This window comes from Vibrio sp. F13, from assembly GCF_020806305.2.
Taxonomy (GTDB): Bacteria; Pseudomonadota; Gammaproteobacteria; order Enterobacterales; family Vibrionaceae; genus Vibrio; species Vibrio crassostreae_C.
In genome coordinates this window covers 2,130,001-2,147,176 of sequence record NZ_CP170175.1, presented here as the reverse complement: position 1 = coordinate 2,147,176, position 17,176 = coordinate 2,130,001, and the positions used below count along the sequence as shown (strand labels likewise).

21 protein-coding genes are annotated in these 17,176 nt (G+C 45.3%); 13 read left to right on the top strand and 8 right to left on the bottom strand.

The annotated features are described in order from the left end of the window. Positions 1–10 precede the first annotated feature (10 nt). Genes LMH68_RS09930 through mlaF form a run of 5 tightly spaced genes read right to left on the bottom strand, consistent with a single transcriptional unit; the run spans position 11 to position 3,070 of the window. Positions 11–319, bottom strand: coding sequence for a lipid asymmetry maintenance protein MlaB (locus LMH68_RS09930; protein WP_017058923.1), 309 nt, complete (start codon positions 317–319; stop codon positions 11–13). Further along, positions 319–948, bottom strand: coding sequence for an ABC transporter substrate-binding protein (locus tag LMH68_RS09925; RefSeq protein WP_413755720.1), 630 nt, complete (start codon positions 946–948; stop codon positions 319–321). The genes LMH68_RS09930 and LMH68_RS09925 overlap by 1 nt, the downstream gene beginning before the upstream one ends. Before the next feature lie 52 nt (positions 949–1,000). Further along, the gene (gene mlaD, locus LMH68_RS09920) at positions 1,001–1,492 is read right to left on the bottom strand and encodes an outer membrane lipid asymmetry maintenance protein MlaD (RefSeq protein ID WP_017058921.1); all 492 of its coding nucleotides are present in this window, start codon (positions 1,490–1,492) and stop codon (positions 1,001–1,003) included. 2 nt (positions 1,493–1,494) lie between these two features. Next, positions 1,495–2,274, bottom strand: coding sequence for a lipid asymmetry maintenance ABC transporter permease subunit MlaE (gene mlaE, locus LMH68_RS09915; protein ID WP_017058920.1), 780 nt, complete (start codon positions 2,272–2,274; stop codon positions 1,495–1,497). 1 nt (position 2,275) lies between these two features. Then, positions 2,276–3,070, bottom strand: a complete 795-nt coding sequence (gene mlaF, locus LMH68_RS09910) for a phospholipid ABC transporter ATP-binding protein MlaF (protein WP_171733232.1) — start codon at positions 3,068–3,070, stop codon at positions 2,276–2,278. 264 nt (positions 3,071–3,334) lie between these two features. On the opposite strand from mlaF, the gene LMH68_RS09905 reads away from it, so the two are divergent. The 12 genes from LMH68_RS09905 to mgtE all read left to right on the top strand — a co-directional run bounded on the left by LMH68_RS09905 (position 3,335) and on the right by mgtE (position 12,607). Next, complete coding sequence (locus LMH68_RS09905; protein ID WP_017063737.1) at positions 3,335–4,300, top strand: calcium/sodium antiporter; 966 nt, start codon at positions 3,335–3,337, stop codon at positions 4,298–4,300. Positions 4,301–4,334: 34 nt separating this feature from the next. Continuing rightward, positions 4,335–5,306, top strand: a complete 972-nt coding sequence (gene kdsD / locus LMH68_RS09900) for an arabinose-5-phosphate isomerase KdsD (RefSeq protein WP_017058917.1) — start codon at positions 4,335–4,337, stop codon at positions 5,304–5,306. Further along, on the top strand, positions 5,306–5,863 hold the full coding sequence (gene kdsC / locus LMH68_RS09895; protein WP_017058916.1) for a 3-deoxy-manno-octulosonate-8-phosphatase KdsC: 558 nt from the start codon (positions 5,306–5,308) through the stop codon (positions 5,861–5,863). The genes kdsD and kdsC overlap by 1 nt, the downstream gene beginning before the upstream one ends. Beyond that, on the top strand, positions 5,860–6,423 hold the full coding sequence (gene lptC, locus LMH68_RS09890) for an LPS export ABC transporter periplasmic protein LptC (protein ID WP_004735306.1): 564 nt from the start codon (positions 5,860–5,862) through the stop codon (positions 6,421–6,423). The genes kdsC and lptC overlap by 4 nt, the downstream gene beginning before the upstream one ends. Further along, positions 6,404–6,898 (top strand): lipopolysaccharide transport periplasmic protein LptA, encoded by a 495-nt coding sequence (gene lptA / locus LMH68_RS09885; protein WP_229647441.1) that lies wholly within the window; start codon positions 6,404–6,406, stop codon positions 6,896–6,898. The genes lptC and lptA overlap by 20 nt, the downstream gene beginning before the upstream one ends. A gap of 2 nt (positions 6,899–6,900) precedes the next feature. Continuing rightward, a complete protein-coding gene (gene lptB / locus LMH68_RS09880; RefSeq protein ID WP_004735304.1) occupies positions 6,901–7,626 on the top strand; it encodes an LPS export ABC transporter ATP-binding protein in 726 nt (241 codons plus the stop codon). A 54-nt stretch (positions 7,627–7,680) separates the two neighbouring features. Further along, positions 7,681–9,141, top strand: coding sequence for an RNA polymerase factor sigma-54 (locus tag LMH68_RS09875; protein ID WP_017058913.1), 1,461 nt, complete (start codon positions 7,681–7,683; stop codon positions 9,139–9,141). Positions 9,142–9,203: 62 nt separating this feature from the next. Further along, complete coding sequence (gene hpf / locus LMH68_RS09870; RefSeq protein ID WP_229647440.1) at positions 9,204–9,491, top strand: ribosome hibernation promoting factor; 288 nt, start codon at positions 9,204–9,206, stop codon at positions 9,489–9,491. A 1-nt stretch (position 9,492) separates the two neighbouring features. Beyond that, positions 9,493–9,954: a PTS IIA-like nitrogen regulatory protein PtsN gene (ptsN, locus tag LMH68_RS09865; protein WP_004738707.1), complete on the top strand. Its 462-nt coding sequence runs from the start codon at positions 9,493–9,495 to the stop codon at positions 9,952–9,954. Position 9,955: 1 nt separating this feature from the next. Continuing rightward, complete coding sequence (rapZ, locus tag LMH68_RS09860) at positions 9,956–10,825, top strand: RNase adapter RapZ (protein ID WP_229647439.1); 870 nt, start codon at positions 9,956–9,958, stop codon at positions 10,823–10,825. 2 nt (positions 10,826–10,827) lie between these two features. After that, positions 10,828–11,103 carry an HPr family phosphocarrier protein gene (locus LMH68_RS09855; RefSeq protein ID WP_008220439.1) on the top strand — a complete coding sequence of 92 codons (276 nt, stop codon included), beginning with the start codon at positions 10,828–10,830 and terminating at the stop codon, positions 11,101–11,103. Positions 11,104–11,251: 148 nt separating this feature from the next. Beyond that, a complete protein-coding gene (gene mgtE / locus LMH68_RS09850) occupies positions 11,252–12,607 on the top strand; it encodes a magnesium transporter (RefSeq protein WP_017058911.1) in 1,356 nt (451 codons plus the stop codon). 97 nt (positions 12,608–12,704) lie between these two features. Here mgtE and pmbA read toward each other — a convergent pair whose 3' ends face one another. Then, a complete protein-coding gene (pmbA, locus tag LMH68_RS09845; RefSeq protein WP_171733234.1) occupies positions 12,705–14,048 on the bottom strand; it encodes a metalloprotease PmbA in 1,344 nt (447 codons plus the stop codon). Between the two features lie 118 nt (positions 14,049–14,166). Here pmbA and yjgA point away from each other — a divergent pair, with 118 nt between their 5' ends. Continuing rightward, positions 14,167–14,691 (top strand): ribosome biogenesis factor YjgA, encoded by a 525-nt coding sequence (gene yjgA / locus LMH68_RS09840; protein WP_017069408.1) that lies wholly within the window; start codon positions 14,167–14,169, stop codon positions 14,689–14,691. Between the two features lie 123 nt (positions 14,692–14,814). Here yjgA and thiQ read toward each other — a convergent pair whose 3' ends face one another. Continuing rightward, entirely contained in the window at positions 14,815–15,519 is a 705-nt protein-coding gene (gene thiQ, locus LMH68_RS09835) for a thiamine ABC transporter ATP-binding protein (protein ID WP_017058908.1), read from the bottom strand. Then, positions 15,519–17,132: a thiamine/thiamine pyrophosphate ABC transporter permease ThiP gene (gene thiP / locus LMH68_RS09830; protein ID WP_136973684.1), complete on the bottom strand. Its 1,614-nt coding sequence runs from the start codon at positions 17,130–17,132 to the stop codon at positions 15,519–15,521. The genes thiQ and thiP overlap by 1 nt, the downstream gene beginning before the upstream one ends. Positions 17,133–17,176: the final 44 nt, after the last annotated feature.

Genomic DNA, 17,176 nt, shown 5'->3' with positions numbered 1-17,176 from the left:
TAGCTCCTGCCTAATTTTTTATGTGTTCTGCCATCATTGGCTGGATATTGCTCAATTGGAACAACGTTCGTAATTGTTCTGGCACGAAACTGAGCATTATATGACAGTTTTGATTTTTTGCATGCTCTAATAAGTGAATTAGCATCACCATTCCTGCTGAATCGACTCGATTTATATGGCTAAGGTCAATTTCAACGCTCGATTCCGTCGTTTGCCACTTTTCCAATATACGCCAGATTGCAGGGACACTGTCTCGGTCTAAATCACCGAACAGTTGATACTCTTTAGAGCTTAGTGCTTGCCATTGAGAATGGCTCATTATTTGTTACTCTCAAAACGAATCGGTTGTGCGGCTAATTTCTCTAGTTCGTCTGCAACTTGTAAGATGCCTTCTTGACGAATCTTAGTATTCCACTCCGATTGCTTGCTCGACAACAAGCTAATACCTTCGGCAACCATATCAAATGCTTTCCACTCGCCAGATTTCTTGTCTTTGCGAAGCTTAAATTCAAGCTTAATGTTTGGTCGCGGCGTATCGATGATGTCGACCTTGATACTGGTAATGCGGCTATCCGCTTTGATTTTTGGTTCTGGACCAAATTCAATCGTCTGATTTGTGTATTGAGTCAGCACTTGGGCATAAGAAGAAACAAGGTATTTACGGAATGAATCGATAAACACGCCCACGTCTTTTCTATCCGCGCCTTTCAAGTTTGGTCCAAGTAACTTAAGAGCTGCATATTGTGCATTCACATAAGGCATCAACTCTTCTTCCACGATGACCTTCAATAACTCTGGATCTTGGTGGATGTTGTCTTGTTCACTCTTCAAACGCTCAAATGCCACTTCGGCAACTTGAGTCATCATCTGGTAAGGCTGAGTACGGTCAATCGATTCTGCAGCAAAGGCTTGGGTAGAAATAAGCAACGCCATTGCCGCCATAAACATTGATTTCAAGTAACCAATAGCTTTTAAATAACTAATAGTTTTCAACATTATCTTATTCCTTAGCTTCGCTGTCATTAGAACCACCAACGCTATACAGCACTTGGCCAATCAAATCTTCTAGTACCAATGCTGACTTAGTGTCTTCAATTGAATCACCATCGACCAACATCTCTTCATCATCAAAAATGAAGCCTGGAACCAGACTAATGTACTGCTCACCAATTAAGCCAGATGTTAAAATTTGAGCACTAGAGGTATCTGGAAATTGTGAGTACTTCCCGTCAATAGACAGTTCAACGACAGGAAGGTAGCTCTCGGTATCAAGCTCAATGCTTTTAACTCGTCCAACAACGACGCCACCCACTTTCACTGGAGAACGAACTTTTAGGCTGCCAATGTTGTCAAAGGTCGCTTTTAGATTGTAAGTATGGTTCGAACCTATGCCTTTTACGTCAGCGACTTGAAAGATCATGATTAAGATTGCGCAAATTCCGGCAATAACAAAGGTGCCGACCCATAATTCTAATTTTCGAGTTTGTTGCATGATTAATTCCCAAACATCAATGCGGTAAGAACAAAATCTAGCCCTAGTACCGCTAGAGAAGAGTGCACTACAGTGCGTGTGGTTGCCTGACTGATACCTTCTGAAGTCGGTACTGCGTCATAACCATTGAAAAGTGCGATCCAAGTTACGGTGATAGCGAAGACCATACATTTGATCATGCTGTTACCAATATCTCGGCCAAGTTCTACTGAAGACTGCATCGCAGACCAGAAACTGCCGTGATCAATGCCTTTCCAATCAACACCAACCAGTTGACCGCCCCAAATACCTACCGCCATAAAAATCATAGCAAGCAATGGCATTGAGATAAGCCCGGCCCAAAGACGTGGTGCAATAATGCGTTTAAGAGGGTCAACGGCCATCATCTCAAGGCTTGAGATCTGCTCTGTTGCCTTCATTAACCCAATCTCTGCCGTGAGTGCTGAACCGGCTCGACCTGCAAATAATAACGCAGTCACCACAGGCCCCAACTCACGCAACAGTGAAAGCGCGACCATTTGACCAAGGTTTCCCTCAGCGCCGTAGTCAATTAACACGACATAGCCCTGCAGGCTGAGCACCATGCCGATAAACAGACCCGAAACTAAAATAATAGCCAATGACTGAACGCCAACGCTATAAAGTTGTTTTACTAATAAGGGGAAGTTTTTTAGTCGCGGGATGCCAAACAAAGCCCCAAATAACATCAGGCTTGCTCGACCAAATGACTCACAGCTCGCAAGTGTACGCTTACCGACACCCGCAATAGTTTTAACAATCATATTAAAACAAATCCTTTTCTAAGCTCTTCGCAGGGAATCTAAATGGTACTGGACCATCGGCTTCGCCTTGCAAAAATTGCTGCACTCTCGGATCGCTATTGTTGTACAACTCATCAGGTGTTCCAGCGGCAATAATCTTGCTATCTGCCATGAGGTAAACCCAATCAGCAATACTCATCACCTCTGGCACATCGTGAGAAACAACAATCGAGGTTAAGCCCAAGGCTTGATTGAGATTTCGGATCAATTCAACCAATACGCCCATGGTGATGGGATCTTGGCCAACAAACGGCTCATCGTACATGATAAGTTCTGGATCCAGTGCGATTGCGCGCGCCAGTGCGGCACGCCTAGCCATTCCGCCAGACAACTCACTCGGCATCAATTGCGCAGCACCACGTAATCCTACCGCTTCAAGCTTAAGTAATACGATGGTACGAATGAATTTTTCATTAAGTTCAGTGTGCTCTCGCAGCGGAAACGCCACATTATCAAAGACATTGAGATCCGTAAAAAGCGCACCCGATTGAAATAGCATGCTCATTTTCTTACGTGCTTGATACAGCTTTCGACGTGATAATGCAGGGACATTGTCGCCATCAAACCAAATTTCGCCTTCATCTGGCGGCAGTTGCCCACCAATCAAACGCAGTAAAGTCGTTTTGCCAATCCCAGACGGCCCCATGATTGCGGTTATCTTGCCTTGAGGCACCTCTAAACTGATGTCATCAAAGATAACGCGCTCACCACGTGAGAAGCTGAGGTTCTTAACTTTCACAAGCTCAGTGTTCAACATATTTTTGTTGTTTCCTTGCTTTAAAAAACGCCAATTATGGCTGCAATAATAATGAGTCTACTTTAGAATTAAAAGCACTGTTCAATTAATTCATATTAAACAGGAATCTATGCAGGGATTTGAAAGCATTAGGAAATTATCTATTGATCTCTCTTTCTTGCCTGCTAACTGGTAATTAATTTGCCGAGTGACTTCCCTTTTATCTAGCAACAGGTCAAAATTAGCGGTTAATTCTCCGTTTTTATTAATTTTTTAGGAATCATCATGCTTGAAGCGATTGCGTTTCTTATTATCGGTCTAGGTTTTTTGGTGTGGAGTGCAGATAAGCTGGTTTACGGTGCCGCTGCTCTTGCTCGCAACTTCGGTATTTCACCACTAGTTATCGGTATGACGATCTTAGCAATGGGGTCTTCGGCTCCTGAAATGATGGTTTCTGCGACAGCAGCCCTTGATGGCAAAACAGATACAGCTGTAGGCAACGTACTGGGCTCTAACATCGCCAACATCGCGCTGATTTTAGGTATTACAGCCCTTATCAAGCCGTTATCGATTAGCTCAGGCGTGATTCGTCGTGAACTACCATTAATGATCGGTGTCACTCTGCTAGCGGGCGCCCTATTGTGGGATAACCATTTAGGCTTCTATGAAGGCGTGTTGTTGTTTGTTCTTTTTGCCGCGTTTTTGTTTGCTATGTTGCAAATCAGCCGCAGCGAGAAAAAGAACGGCGATGCTTTCCTTGATGAGCAAGAATCAGAGATCCCTGAAGGCGTAAGTAACCCTAAGGCTGCAATGTGGGTCGTGATTGGTCTAATCGTCCTACCTTTAGCTGCTGATATGCTGGTAGATAACGCTGTGATCATCGCGAAGTTCTTCGGCATGAGCGACCTTGTCATTGGTTTAACCATCATTGCTGTTGGTACTAGCCTTCCTGAACTTGCAGCATCACTAGCCGGCGTTATGAAGGGTGAAGATGATATGGCTGTAGGTAATATCATTGGTTCAAACGTATTCAACATCCTTGCTGTTATGGGTATCCCGGGCATCCTAAACCCTTCGATCTTGAGCGAGTTCGCTATGGGTCGTGACTTCTGGGTAATGCTAGGCGTATCGCTACTACTTGTTGTGATGGCACTAGGAAAATCTCGTAGTGTGAATCGTATTGAAGGCGGCGTGTTAATTGTGACGTTCGTGGCCTACCAAAGTTACCTATTAATGAACATGTCGGCTTAATTGTTGATTTAACTTCCCGTACTTGGAGTATTTGATGTCTCAGCCATTTGATTACCGCAGCGTTGCAAAACAAGTTTTGGAAACCGAAGTTGCAGGTCTCACTCAATTAGACCAATATTTTAATGATGATTTTTGTAAAGCTTGCGACCTTATCCTGAACAACAAAGGCAAAGTCGTTGTGATGGGCATGGGTAAATCAGGCCACATTGGCAACAAAATCGCAGCAACATTGGCAAGTACCGGGACATCGGCTTTCTTTGTTCACCCAGGCGAAGCGGCGCATGGCGACTTAGGCATGATCGAACCTGGTGATATTGTGATTGCAATATCCAACTCCGGCGAATCGGGAGAAATCCTCAGCCTATTTCCTGTGTTAAAGCGTCTGAGCATCAAGATCATCAGCATGACAGGCAAGCCAGCATCAAACATGGCAACCCTGTCTGATATCCATTTACAAATTTCAGTACCGGAAGAAGCTTGTCCGCTGGGCTTAGCACCAACAACAAGCACCACGGCGACTTTGGTCATGGGTGATGCATTAGCCGTTGCACTTTTGCAGGCTCGAGGCTTCACCGCTCAAGACTTTGCCCTGTCTCATCCTGGTGGCGCTTTAGGTCGTCAGTTGCTGTTGAAGCTCGACGACATCATGCACACAGGCGATTCACTTCCTGTTGTAGCACCCGACGCACTAGTAAGAGACGCTCTACTAGAGATATCTCAGAAAGGCTTAGGCATGACAGCAATCGTTGGTGAAGATGGCCAAATGGCCGGTATTTTTACCGATGGTGATTTACGCCGTATCTTAGACAAACGCGTTGATATCCATAACACGCAGATCGGTGATGTGATGACGCTAAACCCGACGGTAGCCGAGCCAAACATGCTCGCGGTTGAGGGCTTAAACTTGATGCAAGCGAAGAGCATCAATGGCCTGATGTTATGCCAAGAAGGTAAATTAGTCGGAGCGTTAAACATGCATGACTTACTGAAAGCAGGAGTAATGTAATGACACAGACAGTCGAAACTCTATACGGCACTGTTAATTCAGATGTATTTGCAATTGCAAAAGAGATCAAACTGCTGATTTGCGATGTCGATGGTGTCTTCTCTGATGGTCGCATCTACATGGGCAACAACGGTGAAGAGCTGAAAACCTTCCACACTCGTGACGGTTACGGTATCAAATCACTGATGAACGCAGGCATTGAAATCGCGATCATCACGGGTCGCAAATCTCAAATTGTTGAGAATCGTATGACCGCTCTAGGCATTAAGCTGATTTATCAAGGTCAAGACGATAAAGTTAAGGCATACCAAGATATTTGCGATAAGCTTTCTGTAAACCCTGAAAATACAGGTTACATCGGAGACGATCTGATTGACTGGCCTGTAATGGAAAAAGTTGGCTTGAAGGTCTGTGTGGCAGATGGGCACCCGCTACTTGCAAAGCGTGCAAACTACGTGACAACCATTAACGGTGGTCATGGCGCGGTACGTGAAGTCTGTGACCTTATTTTACAAGCAAGAAATGAACTCGACGTGCATAAAGGTTTAAGCATATGAGTTTTACTCGTATTATCTATTTAATACTCATATTTATTGCCTCTTGGTCGACCTATTACTTGTACGACAAAGAGCAAACATCAACGATACAAGTGGCTCCAAATTTGGAGCTGCCCGCGTTTAGTGGCAAAAGCCTGAACAACATTAGCTACGACGAAAGCGGTATTCGCAGCTATCAGGTTGAATCGACGTATTTAGAACACTACTCAGTAGTTGGCGATACGCACTTTCAAAACCCAGTTCTTTCGGTATTCCGTGAAGGGCACACGATTGAATGGCAAGTCACCGCTGATCGCGCGATTATGGATGAGAATCAAGTTGTCACGTTTTATGACAACGTCGTGGCAAAGAACCTGTTGCCAGAAGCCAGCTTCGATACAATGACCACAGATAAAATGGTTGTTGAGCTGCCTAGCCGAGATTTTTATTCAGAGACTCCGGTCCATATGATCGGTACATTTTTTGAAACTGAGGGACAAGCAATGAAAGGTAACTTCGGTACCAACAATGCAACCCTCTTTAATTCTGTTCAAGGTAGATATGAAACTCTTACACCTTAGTTTATTCGCTTTGACCCTTGCGGCACCTAATGTCTATGCTCTGTCTTCGGATAGTGAGCAACCTGTCTACATTGACTCAGACAGCCAGCAATTGGATATGAAAAGTAACCAAGTGACTTTCCTTGGTGATGTGAACCTTAAACAAGGCAGCATCAATATCAATGCCGAGAAGGTTATTGTTACTCGTAACGCCGTAAACGGTGAGATTGAAGAAATTCAAGGCTTCGGTAAGCCAGCAACCTTCTCTCAGCTTACTGACGACGGTAAGACACTCTACGGTGAAGCTGACGACCTGCACTACCAGCTTGTTGCCGACCGACTGATCATGACTAAGAATGCGATGTTATCTCAAGATGGCAGCATCATTCGCGGTTCTAAGATCACTTACCAGATCGGTTCTCAGAAATTAGTCGCTGACAGTGGTGAAAACAAACGAGTGTCAACGGTTTTACAACCAACGGAAGTGAATAAGTAACGATGGCTGTTCTTAAAGCAAAAAACCTAGCGAAAACCTACAGTAAACGTAAGGTTGTTACCGATGTAAGCTTACAGGTAGAGTCAGGCCAGATCGTCGGTCTGCTTGGGCCTAACGGTGCAGGTAAAACCACATCTTTCTATATGATTGTTGGTTTGGTGGCGCGTGATGAAGGTACCATCAGCATTGATGACCGAGACATCAGTATCTTACCAATGCACAGCCGCTCTCGTCTTGGTATCGGTTACCTGCCTCAAGAAGCATCGATTTTCCGTAAGTTGTCCGTAGAGAACAACATCATGGCGGTTTTACAAACCCGTGATGAAATGACCAACGAACAACGCCAAGATAAGCTGGAAGACCTGCTAGAAGAGTTCCACATCCAACATATCCGCACCAGCAATGGTATGGCTCTGTCGGGTGGTGAGCGTCGTCGTGTAGAGATTGCTCGTGCACTAGCAGCAAACCCGCAGTTCATTCTATTGGATGAACCATTCGCCGGTGTTGACCCGATCTCAGTAATCGATATCAAAAAAATCATTGTTCACCTGCGTGATCGCGGCTTGGGCGTTTTGATTACCGACCACAACGTTCGTGAAACATTAGACGTGTGTGAAAAAGCTTACATCGTAAGCCAAGGACACCTGATCGCTGAGGGTACTCCTGAAGATGTTCTCAATAACGAACAAGTTAAACAAGTTTATCTAGGCGAACAATTCCGTCTATGATTATATAGAGAGTATCGAGAGTTCTAAGAATAATAACTAGGTAAGTCACACTGAATGAAACCCTCATTACAACTTAAGCTAGGCCAACAGTTAGCAATGACTCCTCAATTGCAGCAAGCGATTCGTTTGTTGCAATTGTCTACTTTAGATTTGCAGCAAGAGATTCAAGAAGCACTTGAATCTAACCCACTACTCGATGTCGAAGAAGGCAATGAAGATACGCCAACATCGGAAGAAAAACCTAGCAGTGACGAAAAAGAAACTGTTGAAGCCACAGAGCAAGACTTACCTGATAGCTCAGACTTAATCGAAAAATCAGAGATTGGCAACGAACTAGAAATCGACACAACTTGGGAAGACGTCTACAGCGCGAACACCGGTAACACGGGTATTGCGATTGATGACGACATGCCGGTTTATCAAGGCGAAACCACTCAAAGCCTGCACGATTACCTACTTTGGCAACTCGACTTAACGCCATTCACTGACACCGACCGAAGCATCGCTTTTGCATTAATCGATGCCATCGACGACTACGGCTACCTCACTGTAACTTGTGAAGACATCCTTGAAAACTTCGACAATGAAGAGATCGAGCTTGATGAAATTGAAGCGGTACGTAAACGAATTCAGCAGTTTGATCCGCTAGGTGTCGGTTCAGTCAACCTGCAAGATTGCTTGTTACTGCAACTGGCAACCTTTCCCCAAGATACGCCTTGGCTTAACGAAGCTAAGTTAGTACTTACTAGCCATATCGACCAACTCGGCAATCGCGATTACAAACTGGTTATCAAAGAGACCAAGTTGAAAGAAGCAGAACTACGTGAAGTTTTGCAACTGATTCAACAGCTGGACCCTCGTCCTGGCAGTAAGATTACTCCGGATGAAACTGAGTATGTGGTTCCAGATGTATCTGTCTTCAAAGACCTTGGCAAATGGTTAGTGACCATTAACCCTGATAGCGTGCCTAAGTTGAAAGTGAATCAGCAGTACGCTGATCTGGGCAGTAAAGGCAACAGCGCCGACAATCAATACATCCGCTCAAATTTGCAAGAAGCAAAGTGGTTAATTAAAAGCCTAGAGAGCCGAAATGAGACGCTACTCAAAGTTGCGCGATGCATTGTTGAACATCAGCGTGATTTCTTCGAACATGGCGAAGAAGCGATGAAGCCAATGGTTCTTAATGATGTTGCGTTAGCTGTTGATATGCACGAATCCACGATCTCTCGTGTGACGACTCAAAAATTCATGCATACGCCACGTGGCATCTTCGAGCTCAAATACTTTTTCTCAAGCCATGTCAGCACTGACAATGGCGGTGAATGTTCATCTACAGCAATTCGCGCACTCATCAAGAAGCTTGTCGCAGCGGAAAATACCGCGAAGCCTCTAAGTGATAGTAAGATTGCTGCTTTACTGGCTGACCAAGGAATTCAGGTAGCTAGACGTACCATAGCGAAATACCGTGAGTCTCTGGGCATTGCCCCATCGAGTCAGCGTAAACGCCTGCTATAAGCTCATTTAGTCGCTAGTTACTTAGCAACTATGATCAGGCAACCAACTGAAAAGGAAAGTCTATGCAAATCAAGATTCAAGGCCATCACGTTGATCTTACCGATTCAATGCAAGACTATGTTCACACCAAATTCGACAAACTTGAGCGCTTCTTTGATCATATCAATAGCGTTCAGGTTGTTTTAAAAGTTGAGAAAATCAATCAAATCGCAGAAGCTACCCTGCATATAAATCAGGGGGAAATCCATGCGACAGCAACAGATGAAAGCATGTATGCCGCGATTGATTCATTGGTTGATAAACTCGTCCGCCAACTCAACAAGCACAAAGAAAAGCTAAGTAGTCACTAACATGCAATTAAGCGAAGTACTTTCATTGGACTGCACCAAAAGTGCAGTCCAATGCACAAGCAAAAAAAGAGCCCTTGAGCTCATCAGCCAGATAGCAGCTGAGAGCTGCGGTCAAGATTCAACAGAGCTATTTGAGTGTATGTTGAGCCGTGAGAAGATGGGCAGTACCGGTATTGGTAATGGTATCGCGATTCCCCATGCTCGTATGAATGTCAGTGATAAAGCGATAGCTGTATTACTGCAATGCCAAGATCCTATCGAATTTGATGCGATTGATAATCGTCCTGTCGACCTACTATTTGCCCTGCTTGTTCCTAGCGAACAATGCAAAGAGCATCTAAAAACCCTTTCTTGTATGGCAGAACGACTAAACGACAAGCAGACTCTTAAACAGCTGCGTAATGCTCAGAGCGATCAAGAGCTTTACGACATCATGATTCAAGTGCCAACTTGCGAGCAATAACATGCGATTAATCGTGGTTAGTGGCCAATCAGGGGCCGGTAAAAGTGTTGCGTTACGAGTCCTAGAAGACTTGGGGTATTACTGTGTCGATAATCTACCAGTAAACCTGCTCAACAACTTTGTCGAATCGGTACGCGAAAGCAACCAAAACGTTGCGGTAAGTATTGATATACGTAACCTACCGAAAGAGCCTCAGTTAGTCACCGACACGCTCGAGCAACTCGAGTCAGCTACAAACATCGATGTTGATGTATTGTTCCTCGATGCCAGCAAGCAGACACTCCTTAAGCGCTACAGCGAAACCCGCAGAATCCACCCTTTATCAATTGGCCAAGAAAAGCTCTCTCTTGAGCAAGCGATTGATTTAGAGAAGACACTTCTGACACCTCTCGCAGAGCACGCCAGCATTGTGATCGACAGCAGTGACTGCAACCTCTACGAATTGAGTGAAAAGGTTCGATTTAAAGTTGAAGGCAAAGGGAAGCAAGAGCTGATCATCGTCTTTCAATCTTTCGGTTTTAAGTATGGCTTGCCAAGTGATGCCGACTACGTGTTTGATGTTCGCTTTTTGCCGAACCCTCACTGGGAACCTGCACTACGACCACTAACCGGGCTAGATGCACCAATTCACTCCTTTCTAGAAGAACACTCAGAAGTTCTGGAACTCAAGCAACAGATCCAAGGCTTTGTTGAACAGTGGTTACCAATGTTAGAGAAGAACAATCGCAGTTACCTAACGGTCGCGATTGGCTGTACTGGCGGCAAACACCGCTCGGTTTATCTAACCCAGAAAATTGGTGAGTACTTCGAACAACTTGGTCATCAAGTTCAAATCAGACATGCCTCTTTAGAGACGCACCAACAGGGCTAACCATGGAATTAACTCGAACTGTACTGATCCAAAACCGTTTGGGTCTTCACGCTAGAGCGGCCGTAAAGTTGGTTGAGCTTGCACAAAGCTTTGATGCCACTATCACAATTCATAGTGAAGAAGATAAAAGTGCCACCGCAGACAGCGTAATGGGACTATTGATGCTGGAGTCAGCCCAAGGCCAACACATCACGATTCAAGCTTCGGGTACTGATTCACAACAAGCACTTGATGCCGTTTGCCACCTTATCGAAGATAAATTTGATGAGGGTGAGTAGCTAAGACGCTTTACTCACAACACCGCAAACTCAAACGGTGAACCAACCTATATTAAATCTTAGTTCTACCTAAGTTTATGATTTAAATAAGCCCTAGAATTAAGTTACTATTCCAAGCATTGTAAGAATAATGAGATAGGAGGAAAATATGGCAGAGCAATTAGAATTCGACCAAGCTCACCAAACCCTCCAAGAAGTCAGCGAAGCCCTAGAAAACGGCCGATTTGTTCACGTACGCCGACAACTTCAGGACATGGAGCCTGAAGATATTGCACACCTTTTAGAAGCCTCCCCTCGCAAAAGTCGTGACGTACTCTGGCAACTCACCGATCCTGAAGACTACGGTGAAATTCTTGATGAACTAAACGAAGACGTCAAAGATGCTCTTGTGTCAAAAATGGCACCTGAGACCTTGGCAGAAGCAACCGAAGGCATGGAAACCGATGACGTCGCGTACGTACTTCGAAGCCTACCCGACGATGTTTCTCGCGAAGTCCTTTCTCAAATGGACTCCGTCGATCGTGCGTTAGTTGAAACCGCCCTGTCGTACCCTGAAGATTCAGCGGGTGCGATCATGAATACCGACGTAATCACGATTCGTGGTGATGTCGATGTCGACGTTGTATTGCGCTACATGCGTATGCGTGGCGAACTGCCAGATGCAACTGATGCTCTGTATGTTATTGATGAAGAAGAACGTCTTATCGGTAACCTATCACTTACCACGCTAGTAACGACTCAACCTGATGTCCCTGTTTCAGAAGTGATGGATGATGCCGACGAAGCGATCGCGGTAGAAACCAGTGCGTCAGATATCGCGAGCCTGTTTGAACGTCGTAACTGGGTTTCTGCGCCTGTCATCGATAGTAACCAGCACCTTGTTGGTCGTATCACCATCGATGACGTGGTTGATGTTATCCGTGAAGATGCCGAACACTCAATGATGAGTATGGCGGGTATGGACGATGACGAAGATACCTTCGCACCGGTCGTAAAATCTGCTCGTCGTCGTAGTGTGTGGCTTGGTGCTAACGTACTCGCAGCACTGGCGGCAGCATCTGTATCAAACATGTTTGAAGCAACGCTCGATCAAATGGCAGCGATTGCGGTTCTGATGACTATCGTGCCTTCGATGGGGGGTGTTGCGGGTAACCAAACCGTTGCTCTGGTGATTCGTGGTTTGGCACTCGGTCATATCGGTGACAGTAACAAACGCGAACTGCTACTCAAAGAGGCAGCCATCGGCTTCCTAAACGGCGTTCTATGGGCCGTTATCATTGGTGGTATCGTGGTGGCTTGGAAAGGTAACTGGATACTGGGAGGCATCATCTCAGCGGCGATGATGACCAACTTGATTGTCGCAGGTATTGCTGGTGTAACTATCCCAGTGATGTTGAAGAAGATGAATATCGATCCAGCCCTTGCTGGCGGTATGGCACTGACCACAGTAACCGATGTTATTGGCCTATCGGTGTTCCTAGGCTTAGCGACCATACTGATCTAGTTAGCAGAAGCAGCTAGCCAATTTTTGGCGACATACAGAAAACAAAAAGGGAGCCATTGGCTCCCTTTTTTAATTCAATCAATTAGTGTTAATTGAATTACTCGCCTGCGACTTTCATTGACTCAAGCAAGATAGAACCCGTTTGAATTTGCGAACGTGTTTCTACGTCATTACCAACCGCAACAATCTGAGTAAACATGTCTTTTAGGTTACCTGCGATTGTTACTTCTGATACTGGGTATTGGATCTCTCCGTTTTCAACCCAGAAACCTGCAGCGCCACGTGAATAATCACCCGTTACGGTGTTTACGCCTTGGCCCATCACTTCAGTGACTAGGAAGCCAGTACCCAACTCTTTTAGCATCTGCTCAAAGTTTTGACCGGTCGATTTAACGAACCAGTTATGAATACCACCAGCATGACCGGTTGGCGTCATATCCATCTTACGTGCGGCATAGCTCGTTAGTAGGTAAGTTGCTAGCACACCGTCAGTGATGATTTCACGATCTTGAGTGAACACACCTTCGCTATCAAATGGGCTTGAAGCCAAACCACGTAGGATGTGAGGACGCTCAGAGATATTGAACCAATCAGGTAGGATTTTCTGACCTAAATGATCCAATAAGAAAGATGACTTACGGTAAAGGTTGCCGCCACTGATCGCCATCACAAGGTGACCGATAAGACCTGTCGCAACATCGTTAGCGAACATAATTGGATATTGGCCTGTTGGTAGCTTTTTCGCATCCAAACGGCTAATCGTCTTTTCTGCAGCTTCCTGACCTACACGCTCAGGCGTCCACAGTTCGTCACGGTGACGTGCAACGGTGTAGCTGTAGTCACGTTCCATTTCACCATTAGCGCCTTGTCCAATCACGCAGCAGCTCGTGCTATGACGGCTTGAAGCGTAGCTGGCTAGTAAGCCATGACTGTTACCGTAAACCTTAACACCGTAGTGACTGTCGTAGCTCGCGCCATCACTCTGTTTGATCTTATCGCTATAAGCGAGCGCTTGCTTCTCAGCTGCAATCGCAATCTCAGCGGCATAGTCAGGGTTAGGCTCGTCAGGGTGGAAAAGATCCAAGTCTGGAATTTCTTTTACCATGTATTCTTTTGCTGCAGGACCTGAAAACGGGTCTTCAGATGTGTACTGAGCGATATCAAGCGCGGCTGCTACCGTTTGAGCAATCGCCTTCTCACTCAGGTCAGATGTAGATGCGCTGCCTTTTTTCTGGCCGCGATAAACAGTAATACCAAGTGCACCATCACTATTAAATTCAACGTTTTCCACTTCACACATACGTGTTGAAACACTTAAACCCGTTGACTTAGTAATAGCAACTTCAGCGGCGTCGGCACTCACAGAGGCCATGTCCAACGCTTTTGCTACTGCGGCTTCTAGCTCAACTCTTTGCTGGGCGACTTGCTGTTTTACATCCATATCTATTCTAATTTTGTAGGTCAATATTACGTAGGATAACAAGAATTTCGCTTTCTCCCCAAGATTCTTGCTAAAATAGGCAATATATTCGTTTGAGATAGTGACATAGGCAGAAAAGATGGCTCGCAAAAACCAAAAAGCCCCATGGGAACCAGAAGAAGAAATCATCTGGGTAAGTAAGACAGAAATGAAAACCGACATGGAAGCGCTACAAAAACTGGGGGAAGAACTTGTTTCCCTGAAGCCTTCTGTATTAGACAAGTTTCCTCTGTCTGAAGATTTGGCACAAGCGATTAAAGATGCACAACGCTTTAAAAATGAAGCGAAGCGCCGTCAACTTCAATACATTGGTAAAGTAATGCGCAATGTTGATCCTGAGCCAATTCAAGCGGCTTTGGATAAAGTACGTAACAAGCACTCGCAAGCAACCGCTGAACTGCACAAGCTTGAGCAACTGCGTGATCGCGTTGTTGCTGAAGGCGATGCTGCCATTTCAGAAGTCATGGACATGTACCCTGAAGCAGACCGTCAGCGTCTTCGTCAGCTAGCTCGCCAAGCTAACAAAGAGAAATCAGCGAACAAGCCAGCAAAGGCTTCTCGTGAAATCTTCCAAATCTTAAAAGAGCTAAAGCTAGAAGACTAATCTTTGTCGCTTTATTCTGTAAGACAATAAAAGACCTAGCGCATGCTAGGTCTTTTTGTTTTTGACGCACTCGATATCAAGAAGCACTCAATATCAATAAATACTCACAGGAGTGATGAGTCGTCACTCACCCGCTTTAACAAATGAGCTTAATTCTGTCTGTGGATGATCCGCCGTCAGTGCCTCTATCGAGTCTTCAACCAACACCTTACCTAGCGCCACAAACACAAACTTATTCGCGATACTGCGTGCGTCACCTAAATGGTGAGTCACCATCAAGACCGTAATATTTCGCTCTGCCGCTAATCGCTTCACTAAGCTAAGCATCTCTTCACGCAGCAAAGGGTCAAGCGCAGAGAAAGGTTCATCAAGCAGCCAAATATCATGAGGTTGGACAAAACAACGCGCTAACGCGACACGCTGGCGTTGACCACCGGATAAGTGCTCAGGCAATCTATCCAAATACTCTGCAACACCTACTTGTGCGGCTGCTTGCTCAACTTTGAGCTTTTGGGTTGCCGTAAGCTTTAATCCCGGGTGCAGACCTAAACCAATATTTTCACGTACCGTGAGATGGGCAAACAGGTTGTGCTCTTGAAACAACATCGCCAACGGACGCTGATGTGCTTCTTTACCAATAAGCGACTGCCCAGCCACTGATATCTCACCCGATGTAGGCTCGATGAAACCAGCAACTAGCGCCAACAGTGTAGACTTACCCGCACCACTCGGCCCCATAAGCGCAACAATATCGCCCTGCTCAGCTTGAAAATCAAAGCTAAACAACTCTCTGTGATAATGGTAATCCACATCTTTCATCACTAACATCATCGGTTCCTTAATTCTTTAGCATCGAGCTTAGATCTTCGAGTAAATAAGAATTCTATTAAGCTAAAACTGCCGACACTCAGTAACAGTAAGCTCACAGAAACTACCGCCGCAGCTTCCATTTGATAACTGCCTAACAATTGGAATAGGTACAAAGGCAGAGTTCTAAAATCTTGGCTACCAAACAAAGCAATCGCGCTTAAGTCACCCATCGCCAACATAAAGCTAATCGAGAAGGCTTGCGCCATCGGCTTACGCAGTGCTCGCCACTCCACTAACCTAAAACGCGTGAAACCTGTCATTCCCAAGCTTGCACACACATACTGATACTGCTGAGACAAATGCAGCATAGGTTGAGCTAGGGTTTTAATTACGTAAGGCAGCGCCATTAAGCTGTTGACGGCAATCACGATAAAGAAAGCTAAACTAAAGACATCGGTGAATGAACGCAGTAATAAGAAGATCCCCGTACTGATCACCAGCCCCGGAGTCACTAAGATAATAGTGCCAATCAGCTCGATTTTATCGGCTCGAAAATTCTTGTTCTGTAAACGCCATGCTCGGCTAGTCAGCAGTATGGCGATACCAATACCAACTGCGATAACACTTGCTAATGACGCGACTTTAACCGAGGTAATTAACGCCGCCCAAAACGGCTCGCTGCTGAGTACGGTTAATGCCTGCGAGTTAATTCCACTGACGATAACCATAGCTAATGGCGGCAATACCAGCATTGAGACTATTATGATCCAAAAGCTATCCCAAGCTTTTGACCACCAGCTGTCCTTAACCAAATATTTCTCTTCAGACAACTGACTGGCCGTCACTGAAATAGGTTTCGATAGCCGTTGAATGCTCACTGCTAGCACACCACACAGCAGCATTTGCCATATCGCGAGCAAGGCACCAGCTTGAAGGTCAAAGTCGAATTTAATCGCCTGATAAATAGCGAGTTCGATAGTGGTTGATTTAGGTCCACCGCCTAGTGCCATCACGGTAGCAAAGCTGGTAAAACACAGCATGAAGACTAAGCCACACACATGAGGCAATTGCTGTCTTAAACGTGGCCATTCAACCCATCTGAATTTGTTCCAATGACTCATACCCAAATGAGCACAAAGCTTGTGTTGCTCGGCAGGCACGGTATCTAACGCTTGTAAAAGTAAGCGACTGGCATAAGGCAAGTTAAAGAAAACGTGCGCCAGCAAAATACCATTCAATCCGTATATGGAAAATGGCAATTCAATATCGAAGCTCGCCAAAAACTTAGCTAACCAACCACTATTGCCATAGATCGCAAGTAAGCCAAATACGCCCACTAACACAGGCAGGACTAAGGTCGACGCGAACAGCCTTAACAACAAAGCGCGTCCAAAAAATTGCCTACGACACAGCGCATGAGCAATAGGTATAGCAAAGCCAACACTCAGCACTGTTGAGAGTGTCGCTTGATAAAAGCTGAATTTCGTTACATGCCAATAGTAAGGATCGGACCATACTTGGCTGATATCAAGAGAAGGGGCATTGCTAAGCAATGCCCCAACTGCTGAAACCACGAAGGCAGTAATGAGTATCGCTACCCAAATCCCAACCTTAGGTGTTTTCTTTATCATAGATTGTTTTTTACCGTAAATGGTTCGCTCAGTTAACATCGAAC